Raw genomic sequence first — 13,696 nt, 5'->3', positions numbered from 1 at the left:
TAGCCTATCTGTTGCGACCTGAAACTGCTTCAAAATCAGTCGTTTCACTTTAGTTTTCGGCATTAGCGTAGCGGTGCTACGCTAATGCCTCCAAACTAACTGATTTTCTTGCACTTTCAGCTCTCACTACGATTCCCAACGCATAATCCGGGTTTAAAAAACAAGTAATAAACGAGTTAACATAAAACGGCAGATGAAAGATTTGAAAAATAGCATGCTGGTCTTGCTGATATTGACCTGGGGTATTTGGGACAATGGTGTTCAGGCACAAACCCTACCCCATGGCTTTCCGTCCACTGACCGCAGCAAAAGCACTATCAATCAGGATTGGAAATTTCATTTAGGTGATCCAGAGGGAGGTTTTTACGGAGCAAGCTATGATGACAGCTCTTGGGAAACCGTCACCTTGCCCCACACCTTATCCTTGACTTCCCTTTCATTGGATGGGATGCAGGATGAAAAAACACAGTTGGAATTTCACCGGGAAGTGGGCTGGTACAGAAGGCAGGTCAATGTTCCCGAAAATGACAAAAAAGTGTACCTGGAGTTTGAGGGAGCCCATCAGGTGACGGATTTATGGGTGAATGGAAAGCATGTGGGAAAACATGAGGTAGGCGGATATACACCGTTTCATTTTGATATTACAGATCATGTGGAGAAGGGGACTTCCAATCAAATTACCCTTTTGGTCGACAACCGCCGCAACGAGGCGGTTCCGCCAGATCCAGGGCCATTTGATTACGTAAAGTTCAGTGGCTTGTATCGGGATGTTTACCTTGTCCAGACCCACTCCGTTCACGTAGGATTCAATTGGGAATCGATGACTTCCGGGGTGACCATTACCACGCCTACAGTGGATCCTGTAAATAGGAATGCCACGATCAATGTAAAGACATCCGTAAAAAATGACCTGCCCGAACCTGTAGAAACCAAGGTTTTGACAAGGATTATAGATCAAGAAGGCATGGTCGTGATGCGTTTGACCCAAACTGCCAAGATTCCTGCAGGGCAATCCTATCAGTATAATCAAATAGGAAGTTTGGAAGATAATGTTCAGTTGTGGGATATCGATAACCCTTACCTATATCGGGTCAACTCCGTGGTGGTGGTGAATGACCAGACGGTGGATTATGTAGAAAATAATCTGGGCATTAGGAAATTCGAGCTGGATCCGCAGCAGGGTTTTATCCTCAATGGAAAACCCATAGAGCTCATTGGTTTTAACCGCCATCAGCAATACCCGTATGTCGGTGATGCGGTGCCCAATTCTCTACACTATAAGGACATGCTCCAATTCAAGGAGTTTGGTTTTAATGTCATGAGGACGGCCCACTACCCACAGGATGATGCTATTTTGGATGCTTGTGACCGGTTAGGGATCTTGGTGTATGAGGAGGCTCCTTCTTGGATTGATATGAGCAAAAGCCCACAATGGTGGGAGAATTTCGAAAAAGCCGAGCGGACCATGATCCGTAATCACCGCAACCATCCATCCGTAGTGATTTGGGGAGGAGGGATCAACCACCGCGGGTATGTGCCAAGGGTGCACAATACCGCAAAGCAAGAAGACCCTACGCGTTTAACGGCCTCACAAGGAGCCCGGTGGACCGGATGGCAGTCTTCTGGCCTTACAGATATCAATGCCAATATGCTGTATGGGCCTTTTATTTGGGACCGGTCTGAACCGATGTTTGCGATGGAAGGCCATGCAGGTCCTAAAGCCCTGGCTCCTTTTCGGGCTGATTCCTTGATGACGGGACTGATTTCTTGGACGGCGCATGCCTACTATACTTTTCACCCTAGCCATGATAAGGCCAATGACCCCATAGACAGGACACGAAGTGGAGCTATGACCATTTTTAGGTATCCACGGCCAGATCTGCATTGGTATAAAGCAGAGATGAAAGAGGAGCCTTTTATCTATATTCCACAAGATTGGACCGCGGGAACGGACAGTATCACCGTATTCAGTAATGCGTCTGAAGTGGTGCTGTATGTGAATGAAAAAGAAATAGCTAGAAAGAAGCCTTCTCAGGACACTGCCTTCATTGGTCTGCACCATGCCCCGTTTGTATTCAATGATGTCACGTATGAAGAGGGAACATTAAAAGCAGTAGCAGCCAATAGCGATGGAGACCCTGTTTCCTTTGTCCGGAGGACACCCAAAAAGGCAAGCAAGATTGTGTTGGAGGTGGATACTGTAGGAAGGGATTTTACCGCAGATGGATCAGATATATTGATGACCTATGCAAAGGTGGTCGATGAAAACGGTACTGTGGTCAGGGATTATGATGGCAAAGTGCGGTTTTCTGTGGAAGGCGATGCTTCAATAATCGGAGACAGCAAGGATATTAATGCCAATCCGATGTTTACCGAGTATGGGGTGGCTCCTGCACTGGTCAGGGCCGGGAAGGTACCGGGTACTGTCACCATCAAAGCCTCAGCAAAAGGACTCGAGTCAGGGATGGCCAGTGTACAGCTAGTGCCCAACGACCCGAATTGGATTATATCACAAGCCAAACCGATATATGATTTTACTTCTACAAATGTGGACATAGGAGCCAACGACCAATTGGTTCAGTTTGGATGGAAGTATTGGTTGGGGAAGGAAGATGAAACTTCACAATATGAAATTCCGGAATTTCCAGAAGCTTCTGTCAGGGTCGCTACTGCCAGTGAGGACGGCATCATCAGATGGCTTGGAGAAATGAATGTCATTGGCAAATATGGATTTGTCTATGGAGACGGTCTTCTTGGTATCGATGATAAGGGCATTCAGCTTACTTTTTCAGGCTTGCCTGCTGGTACTTACCAGTTAAAGACTTGGCATCATGCGCCTCAAAGCAACTCTGATGAAATGGATCCGAACAAAGAGAAATTAAAGCATATCAGGATCTTGGATATTCCCCATGATCGTTCATTGACGGTCAAAAGTGACCAATCCGAGGAAGTAGTGAAAGTAACGGAAGGAAAGAACATGCAAGATGCCAAACCTGGGATAGCCACGGTTTATATTAAGGTAGAAGAAGGAAGGGAGTCCGTGGTCTATATCAATGGTCATGAAGGTAAAGGTATCTGGCTAAATGGGTTCCAGTTGTCTGAGTGGTTTTCTAAATACTAAAAATTCCCTATGTGGAGAGAAGGGCGTCAGTATAAGGTTTTGAAAACCTAGGTAAAAAATGATAAGGTGGAATACAATGATAAAGATGACAAATGTTAAAAGATTCGTAATAGCAGTGGGGTACATAATGGTGCTCTTGGGCTGTAAGTCTTCCCAACAGGAGGAGAAAAAATACCAGCCTGAGTGGTCATCCCTACAGAAACATCCCGTTCCTGAGTGGTTTGAGGATGCTAAGTTTGGTATTTATTTTCATTGGGGACCCTATTCCGTACCTGCCCATAAAACGGAATGGTACAGCCATCATATGTACATCGAAGGAAATCCTATCAGGAAATACCATGAACAGACCTATGGCCCTTTGGATGAATTTGGGTACAAGGACTTCATCCCCATGTTTACAGCGGAGAACTTTGATGCGGGTGCTTGGGCGAAACTGTTTAGGAAGGCCGGTGCCCAATTTGCCGGGCCGGTGGCTGAGCATGCCGATGGATTTGCGATGTGGGACAGTAAGCTCACGAAATGGGATGCCATGGACATGGGCCCCCGTCGTGATATAGTGGGTGAAATGGAAAAGGCTATTCGTGAAGAGGAAATGAAATTCATCATTACCTACCACCGACATTGGCTGTACAGTTGGTTTCCTACTTGGGACACGCAGGTGGATGCAGGTAACCCCAAATGGGAAGGCCTCTATGGACCAAAAGTACCCAAAGGCACCTTCGTAATGGCGAATACCCCAACTGATCCGTTACCGGACGACGCATTTAACCAAGAGTGGTTGGACAGGTTGGATGAATTGATGGATAACTACCAGCCGGACATGATCTGGTTTGATAATAAAATGGACATTATTGGAGAGGAGTACAGAAAACAGTTTTTGGCTAATTATTATAACAAGGCCTTGGAATGGGATCAAGAAGTGGTATGTACTTATAAATCAGAAGATATGGAAGAAGGTAGTGCGGTTCTTGATCTGGAGCGGGCCAGAATGAGTGAGAAAAAGGATTTTCCTTGGCTTACGGATGATTCGATTGACTGGGAAGCGTGGTCCTATATTGCGAATCCAAGGTATAAGTCTGCCAACAGAATCGTCGATTTTTTGGTGGATGTCGTGAGCAAAAACGGTTCTTTGTTGCTGAATATTCCTCCGACACCAGATGGGAAAATTCCCGAAGCAGTAGAGAGCCGATTGCTTGAATTGGGAGAATGGCTAACCGTAAATGGAGAAGCCATATACGGTACGCGGCCATGGAAAATATATGGAGAGGGTCCACAGGAAATTACCGAAGGGCATTTATCAGAGCATAAAAATCCTCCGGCTACATCAAAAGATATCCGGTTTACGACAAAAGACAACCATTTGTACATAACTGTTTTGGGCTGGCCAAGTGATAGCCTTACGGTCCGGAGTTTGGGCAAGGCTGAAGGCTATTTGGATCAGCAAATCAGTTCTATACAGCTATTGGGCGATAACCAGCAGCTTAGTTGGCAAAGAACGGATGAAGCCCTGATGATACAATTGCCCAATGCCAAACATGGAAATTATGCCCACGCTTTTAAAGTGACATTTAAGCAGTGAAATCAATACAAGTAAGAAGAGCCTAAGCTAGCTTTTGAAGCGATTCCGGGATTAGAAAATGGGGATTCAAATCCCCGTTATCTAAGTCCTGGATGACAAATCCCGAACAGCAAAATTCATGTATTAGTGGTTCCTGGCTTTAGACAAATGGAGTGCCCTAATTTGCCCAATGTGGATGTTAAGTAAGATGGCTGTTTTGCGTAATTTTTTTTGATGGCTTGGCGTCTAGGCTAAAACAGGGCCTTAAAGCCGTGTGATGGCCTGAATGGATGGGGCGAATACGGGATAATGGTGTATTTGTCATTAAATGAAATTGGCTAATCTTTTTTTGCGGGACATATGTAGGGTCAACAAGAACATATATGATATAGTATTTTTTTTAAGGGCTGTACTTTTAACGTGATCGTTGAGAATGAATTATTCACTACCGGAACAGCCATTTTAATCGAACAATACATACTCACTCTCCACATTAAGAATTGTTTAAATCTAAGCTCTACCAAATTCATTCAAAAATTCTATAGGACTATAGTTAACAGCCTATGGTTGGGGAAATCGTATTGTTCAGGTGAATTTTGAAATATTTTATTAACCAAACCCAAAATATATGGACAGTATTTTATTAACCAAGCAACGGATTATTACAGTATTGGCCTGTTTTCTATGGCTGTGTTGGCAGCCGGTTTTAGGACAGGGAATTATGGTAAAAGGGACCGTTACCGAAGCAGGTAACGGTGCGCCGATTATAGGAGCCACCATCATGGAGATGGGAACCAATAATGGAACGGTAACAGATATCGACGGAAAGTATTCGATAGAAGTATCGGAGGGGGCACAATTGCATTTTAGTTTTATTGGCATGCAAAGTAAGGTGCTGGAGGCCACACCGGGATCATTGAATGTTTCTCTGGACTCAGAAGATATAGGATTGGACGAAGTGGTGGTCGTTGGTTATGGGGTACAGAAAAAAGCCAACCTAACGGGTGCCGTGGCATCTGTGGGAGAAGAGGTCCTGGAAAGAAGGCCTGTACAGAATGCGTTCCAGGCGCTACAAGGACAAGTGCCTGGACTAAACATCTCACAGAATAACGGTAACCCTGGAGCGGAGGGAGTAAATGTAACCATACGCGGACTGAACAGTTTTGGGAGTAGTAACTCGCCATTGGTATTGATCAATGGCGTGGAAGGAAACCTTAACGACCTGGATCCATCGGTCATCAAGTCCGTATCGGTATTGAAGGACGCATCATCAGCTGCCATATATGGCCTAAAAGCGGCCAATGGGGTGATTATGGTAGAAACCAAGAAAGGGTATAAGGAAGGAGTACGCGTGAAATATGAGGGAAGTTATGCTATTAATACCCCCACGGTGATTCCCGAAATGATCAGCAATTCGGCAGATTATATGACCTTGTATAACCGAGCGCTGGACAATGCGCCAGGGGATGGAGGGAACTATTACCCTGAGGAGATCATCGAGGCTTACCGTACAGCGAACAATGACCCTTATTACCCCAATACTGATTGGACCGATTTGGTGACACAGACCGGATCTGTATGGAGAAATACCTTAGGGGTGGATGGGACTTCAGGAACCACTTCTTATAATATCACCTTGGGCAATTGGAAGCAAAAAGGCATTATGTCCACTTCAGAATATGACAAGAACAATATCTTTGTCAGTATCAATTCTGATATTACTGATCGGATCACTGTCGGTGGTAATATCATGGGGATGTACTCAAAGCGCCAAGGGCCAAACTCTGATTGGACCAATCCACTGACATCAGCTTGGTCTGTGAGGCCTACCTGGGGGCCATATACCTTGGACGGTACGGGCCATTATGCTGCCAAAGCTTTCTCTGGAAGTACCGAAGATCCTGATTTTCTATTCGATGAAGGTTTTACGAGAGAGAACCCTATAGCTAGGTTATATGGGCAGAAAGGCTATTCTGACGAAAAGTATAATTTTAACGGAAATTTATACGCTAATATTGATATACTGCCAAACCTACGGCTTTCAATGAAAGGTGCAATGAAATTTGATTATATGAAATCAAAGTTTCAACAGCTACGGTTTGATGAATACAATTATAGAACCGGAGAATTTTTACGGCGAACGACCGATCCAGCAAAGATAGATGCCAACAATGTGTTTAGCACAGTTACTACCTTTTACTCTACCTTAACTTACGATAAAATCGTAAACGAAATTCATGATTTCACTTTTATGGGTGGATACAGCCAAGAGTTTAGGAAAAGAGAAAATACGGTTGGTTCTAGATACGGTGTGCCGACCCCTACCATTACTGAGTTGGATGGAGCAGGTACAGATAACCAGCTAGTGGGAGGGACCAATACCCAGAGCGCAGTTCGGAGTTTTTTTGCAAGGATTAACTACGTGTTTAATGAAAAGTACCTGATCGAAAGTAATATTAGGTCAGATGTAAGCTCAAGGTTTGCGGAGGGAAGTAGGATGGGGATTTTTCCTTCCTTTAGTGTGGGATGGAGATTGGAAAATGAGCCCTTTCTATACAATGCCACCTTTATTGATCAGTTGAAATTACGCGCTTCATGGGGGCAGTTGGGCAATGACGGAGACATTGATTACCCCTATCAGGCCCAATACTCCTTTGGTAATTATGAACTGAATAATTATGTTCAGACAAGGGCTACAGGTTCTCATGGCTATCCATTCGGTATAGGTATTGCCCCCGGTGTGGTGTTGGAAAAATTCACAGATCCAAATATTACTTGGGAGACGACTACTATCGCAAACATCGGATTGGATATATCATTGTGGAGTGGAAAACTTACCGCAGGGGTAGATTATTTCGATAAAGTGACCGATGACATTTTAAGGGAATTACAAGTGTCCATTGAGGCAGGAGCTTCAGGTCCTCAGATAAACCAAGGAAAAATGCGTAACCGGGGGATGGATTTTGTTCTAGGTCACCGGAATAATATAGGAGACTGGTCCTATAACCTATCCGGTAATATAGCTTTCTATAATAACGAGATCCTAAATTATGGTGCCAGGGAGATTTATGGATATACAGCCAATGAGGAAGGATACCCCCTCAATGGATTCTATATGTGGGAATCTGATGGTCTGTTTAGGTCTCAGGAAGATATTGACAATGCTCCCACCCAGCCCTTGCCGGCGTACTTAGGCGGAATCCGCTTAAAAGACCAGAATGGAGATGGCGTAGTGGATACCGACGACCGGATCCATTTGGATGGCCAGCATCCAGCCTTCACCTATGGTGCCAATGTTTCTGCGAGCTTTAAGCAATTCGATTTTTCCATGTTTTGGCAGGGTGTGGCGGGACAAAAAACCTACCGAAATAATCACGGCGTGGAGCCATTTGTGCAGGACGGGAATGCACCAAGTGTTTGGTTAAACCAGTCTTGGACTAGGGACAATGTCAATGCACCTTTGCCCACCGTGTACAATGAAACACTGAGTAATTATGACGCAAGAAGCTACGCCAATTCGTTTTGGTTGAGAAATACGTCTTATCTAAGAATGAAAAACGTCTCATTAGGATATACGTTCCCAGAGACGTTGACAGAAAGGCTGAAGTTGACAAAATTAAGGCTTTATTTTTCAGGTGACAATCTGGTCACTTTTTCTGACAATGACCTGTTCCAGCTGGATCCAGAAGTGCTCACTTCCTATACTTATCCGCTTAATAAAAGCTACACTTTTGGTGTCTCAGTGACGCTATAGGTAAACGTGTCCAATGGAAAAGTATCAGTAAGTTTTTTGTACAAAATTACTAGCAATAAAATGAATATCATGAAAAATCATATATATAAAGGAATCTTCTTGGCAGCCTTGAGTTTAAATGGATGTAACCAAGAACTTTTGGATCAACAACCATCGGATGTTATCAGCAGTACTACTTTTTGGCAAAATGAAAATGATGCATTGATCGGGCTTGCAGGAGTGTATAGTGACCTGCAGACCAATTTCTACGGGATTACTTCGTTTGCCAACTGGAATGCTGGCCCGAAGCCGCACCCTATTTGGGATGGGATAACGGACAATGGTTATTTAAGTAGAGGGGCTGGCTTCCACTCCATCTTGGATGGTACCTATAGCAACAATGGAAGGCCCGAAGATGCACTCATATCGGTATATGCCGTAAGTTTTAACGGTATAGCTAGCTGCAATGAGTTTTTGGCGAACATTGACAACGTCACCGGGGTATCCGAAGCCCAGTTGAATGCCTGGAAAGGCGAGGTGTTATTTATCAGGTCCTATTATTACTATTACTTGGCAGCGACTTATGGAGATGTCCCCATCAGGACAGCTCCCAGCACTGTGGAGAACCAATATAGTGCTAAAAAACCCCAATCCGAGGTGTTTTTACATATCCTAAATGACCTCAATATAGCTATAGACTATCTCCCTCAAGGAGGATATGATGGCCATGTGAAAAAAGCCGCAGCACAAGCACTGAAAGCAAAGGTATTGCTTTACAATGGGAAGAACCTTGGAGAAGCTGCATCGGCAGCAAAATCGGTTATGGAAACGGGTAATTATGCGTTGGCAAACGACTACACGACGTTGTTCTATGATGGAGAGCAGGAAAATAACCAGGAAGTCATCTTTTCTATCCAGTACGCCAATGTACCAGAAGAAGCCCATCAAAGATCAGTGCAGGAGATGATAGGGTTTTGGGGAACCATGCATCCTACCCTTGATTTAGTGCATAGCTATCAGTGCATCGATGGCCTTTCCATTAGTGAGTCACCCTTATATGATTCAGAAAACCCAATGGAAAACAGGGATCCTAGGATGGGGATGTCCATCTATCAAGGTGAATGGAATCCATTTTCGGAAATTAAATCCGAGACTGGATTTACTTTTATCAAGGGTATCAGCCCTGTAGTGAGAGAGACCCTCGAAAAACCAATTAATGATGGTACAGATTTTATCCACCTGAGGTATGCAGATGTATTACTTATGTATGCTGAAGCTAAAATTGAATCCAATGATATAGACCAGTCTGTACTGGATGCCATCAATCGGGTAAGAGCTCGTGCCTACGGGGTCAATTTCCTGGAAACCCAGCAGTATCCTGCTGTATCTACGATGGATCAAACGGCATTAAGAGAAGAACTTCGGTATGAAAGAAGAGTGGAGTTTCTCATGGAAAACAGCCGTTACTTTGATCTTAAGCGTTGGGGCTTGGCCGTACAAGAATTGGATGGATTTGATGGAGATCCTGTTTATGACCGGGTGTTTAAGGACAAACACTATAAGTGGCCTTTGCCTCAGGAGGCTTTGGACAGAAACCCTCTACTGGAGCAAAACCCAGATTATTGACCTAGGGAACGGGGAAATGTTGTTTTTGATGGTCAGTCAATTCTAAAGGCTGGCCATTTTTTTTAACCCGCTTTGTGCATTAGGAATCGTTATGAGAGCTGAAACTACAAGAAAATCAGGCTGTTTGGAGATTGAATCATCCGCCGCGGCGGATGGTAAAATCGAAAACAGCAGCGAAGCGATTGATTTTGTCCGCCGCGGCGGATCAGGTCGCAATAGATAGGCTAATGCATAATGCGGGTTTAAGTGCCTTGAAAATAACTAGACAGACCATGCTTTGGTTTTATTTTAAAAAATTTCAAAAATAATATAAACAGTAAATGGAGTAATTGGTTGGTTAAAAACGTGTTTGGGAGGTTTTATGGTGGGCTTTATACATATGTACTATTCTGTTCAACATCTGTTGTAAGGTGGAACATTTACTTTTATTAGGTTTGATAAGTGATAAAGCAAAAACTGTCCAATGGGCAGTTTTGCAATTGATAACCCAATTAACCAAACCGTTATGAAAAAAAACTTACCCTCAAAGGGTAGCAGTTCTGTCAAAGGATTTTTTATGATAGGCTTATTACTGCTACTATCCCTTCATTCGACCATTGCCCAAGGGCAAAAAAGAGAGTTAACGGGTACGATCACCTCTAGTGATGATGGCACCACCCTTCCCGGGGTCAATATCATCATAGAAGGCACCGGCCAAGGGACCGTCACGGACATTGACGGAAACTATAAATTAATGGTTCCCAATAAGGAAACCACCTTGGTATTTTCCTCTATAGGATATCTCACCCAAAAGGTGGTGGTGACCGACGAGACATCACTGGATCTGGTCATGGATGTGAATATCGAATCACTGGAAGAAGTGGTTGTGATCGGATACGGAACGCAGAAAAAAAAGGAAGTCACTGGTGCGGTAGGAAATGTGGATGGTGAGACGCTGACCAAATCTGCCACAGCCGATCTAGGTACAGCCCTGCAAGGACAGGTGGCAGGTGTAAATGTCACCGCCTCTTCTGGAGAGCCCGGTTCAAGCTCCAACATCGTCATCCGGGGACTTAGTTCTGTCACCGGAAACAGCGCTCCACTATACGTGGTAGATGGTATTCCCTATAATGGTGACCCAAAGCTCAGTATGAATGAGATCGAATCCATAGATATTCTCAAAGATGCCGCTTCCGCTGCCATTTACGGTACGCGAGGTGCGGGAGGTGTCATCCTCATTACTACCAAGCAAGGTAAAGCTGGGGTGATGAAAGTGGGGCTTGATAGTTATTATGGGGTTCAAAAAATCACTTCGGATGTGCCGCTAATGGATTTTGACCAGTACATGTATTCGGAGTTCTTGAGCAAATACAACCAAAACGGAACCAATTACGGGAATTCATGGACACCATTGGAAAATAACCTCTATAGCTTTACCAATGATACCGATTGGGCAGGTATTATTCAGAATGACAATGCGACTATACAAAATCACAGTTTGAACATCTCTGGAGGCAAAGAAGGATTAAATTACAATATCACGGGCACTTACTTTAACCAAGAAGGTGTAATCATTAATTCGGGGTTTGAGCGGTTTAACATCCGGGCAAATACGGGTTACACCAAAGGTAAATGGGTGATCAATACGGGGCTTGGCATCAGGCTGGAAGAGCAGGAATATGCTCCTTGGAATTTTCTGCTGGATGCCTATAAGCAAAAGCCCTATCAGCAAGAAATCGACCCGAATGCTTCCACCATTTCAGATGCCAGTGGCTCTACGAATGATGCATTGAACCTAAGCTATATGGCCGCTAGAATGAAGCAGACAGATAACAGGAGTGGCGACCACTTCAATGGGTTTTTCCAGGCCCGGTACAATATCTCAAAGTCCCTTAACATCATGAGCCGCATGGGCGGAAGTATCACAAACAATACACGTGTACGGGTAAATCCCCTGTTTAAGGTGTACAATGAGTTAGGGGAGCTTCTGCCCACTACCGTAAGATCGGGCATCTATAACTTCAGTGACCGGTCCAAGAGTTTTACTTCTGAGACCACACTGAATTACCATAAAAAGTTTGGAGAGCATAATTTAAAGCTGTTGGGACTTTTCTCCATGGAACGGTATGAATATACTTCTTTCTTTGCAGAAAAATTTGACCTGATCAGTAATGATGTACTAGTGCTAAACGGCGCCACCCTGGATCCAAATGTCGGTTCAGGAAGCGGTTGGGGACAAGACCGTGTCAATTCCCTTATCGGCTTTTTGGGCAGGGCACAGTACGATTATAAAGGCAAGTACCTACTTAGCGTCAGTGCAAGAAGAGATGGATCGAGCAGGTTTTCGAAAGATTATAGGTGGGGAGTTTTCCCATCTGTATCTGCTGGCTGGAATGTATCAGACGAGGATTTTTGGCAATCCATAGCCCCTGTGGCCAATAGTTTTAAAATCCGCGGTAGTTATGGCACTACAGGAAACCAAAGCTTTTTGGACTACAGTAATGCTGCCACGATCAGCCTGGCAAAAGATTATGTATTCGGTCCTGAGGGAAGTGATCATTTGGTTCTCGGAGCTATTCAAACAGCATTTGCCAATGAAAATGTTAAGTGGGAAACTACCGAACAGGCCAATTTGGGATTTGATCTTGCTTTTTTTGAGAACAAGTTTACCTTTTCCGGTGATTTTTATAATACCAATAAAAAGGACATGCTTTTCCCACTACTGCTTCCTCCCACCACAGGTGCAGGGAGTAATGCTACTGTCATCCTGAATGTAGGGAATATGAATAACCGGGGGATGGAGTTTACGGCAAATTACCGCCACAAAGGGAAGTTCTCTTGGTCGGCAGGGCTCACTTTCGGTAAGAACAATAACAAGATCACCAAGATGAGCGGGGCCAATAAAATTGCCTATCTATCCGGAAGTACCGTGACCAGCGGACTTCCCAATGAAGACTTGGTGACCGTGCTGAAGGAAGGTTATGAAGCAGGGGCATTTTTTGTGCTCAAGACAGATGGTCTGATTACCTCTGAGGAAGAACTACAAGAATACCGTGAAATCATGCCCACTGCCAAGATGGGCGACCTGAAATACGTGGATGCCCTGACTGTGGATACCGATGGTGATGGCGTGCCTGATGCAGGTGATGGCCTTATCAATAATGATGATCGGGTGTATGCAGGTAGCGGCATGCCGGAGTTTGAGATGGGATTAAACCTCAATGCGGATTACAAAGGTTTTGACTTTTCCATGCAGTGGTACGGTGCTTTTGGAGGCGAAATTATCAATGGTAGTAAGGCCTATGCTTACAAGCAGGGAACACATTTGGATATTCTTTACCAATGGTCGCCCCAAAACCCTACTTCCGAAATTCCGGCATTTAGAGGACGTGACCATGAAAACTACCGCGGATATACGGACTTCTGGATAGAGGACGGCACCTTTATCAGGTTGCGTAATGTGGCACTGGGCTATACCATCCCATCGGGAATAACCAAAAAGGTTGGTGTAAGGAATTTCCGCGTATATATCGCCGCCCAAAATCCACTTACCATTTCATCCTATGATGGATTTGACCCAGAAGTGGGCAATGATGGGCTGAACACGAGAGGGATAGATAAAGGAAACTATCCGATTTCGGCCCAGTACAGAGCAGGTATACAGTTTGACTTTTAAAAT

Annotated in this window: 5 protein-coding genes; all 5 read left to right on the top strand. The window is 44.4% G+C overall.

The annotated features are described in order from the left end of the window. Nucleotides 1-193: 193 nt before the first annotated feature. The 5 genes from FDP09_RS16080 (at nucleotide 194) to FDP09_RS16060 (ending at nucleotide 13,693) form a co-directional block, all read left to right on the top strand. The gene (locus FDP09_RS16080; protein ID WP_229683414.1) at nucleotides 194-3,121 is read left to right on the top strand and encodes a glycoside hydrolase family 2 protein; all 2,928 of its coding nucleotides are present in this window, start codon (nucleotides 194-196) and stop codon (nucleotides 3,119-3,121) included. A gap of 85 nt (nucleotides 3,122-3,206) precedes the next feature. Then, on the top strand, nucleotides 3,207-4,700 hold the full coding sequence (locus FDP09_RS16075; protein WP_187328694.1) for an alpha-L-fucosidase: 1,494 nt from the start codon (nucleotides 3,207-3,209) through the stop codon (nucleotides 4,698-4,700). A 607-nt stretch (nucleotides 4,701-5,307) separates the two neighbouring features. Further along, on the top strand, nucleotides 5,308-8,433 hold the full coding sequence (locus FDP09_RS16070) for a SusC/RagA family TonB-linked outer membrane protein (RefSeq protein ID WP_137403642.1): 3,126 nt from the start codon (nucleotides 5,308-5,310) through the stop codon (nucleotides 8,431-8,433). A gap of 69 nt (nucleotides 8,434-8,502) precedes the next feature. Next, nucleotides 8,503-10,038 (top strand): RagB/SusD family nutrient uptake outer membrane protein, encoded by a 1,536-nt coding sequence (locus FDP09_RS16065; RefSeq protein WP_187328693.1) that lies wholly within the window; start codon nucleotides 8,503-8,505, stop codon nucleotides 10,036-10,038. Between the two features lie 505 nt (nucleotides 10,039-10,543). Then, a complete protein-coding gene (locus tag FDP09_RS16060; protein WP_229683415.1) occupies nucleotides 10,544-13,693 on the top strand; it encodes a SusC/RagA family TonB-linked outer membrane protein in 3,150 nt (1,049 codons plus the stop codon). Nucleotides 13,694-13,696: the final 3 nt, after the last annotated feature.

Origin of the sequence: Echinicola rosea, assembly GCF_005281475.1 — a bacterium.
GTDB classification, from domain to species: Bacteria; Bacteroidota; Bacteroidia; order Cytophagales; family Cyclobacteriaceae; genus Echinicola; species Echinicola rosea.
This window is presented reverse-complemented; position numbering and strand designations above follow the sequence as displayed.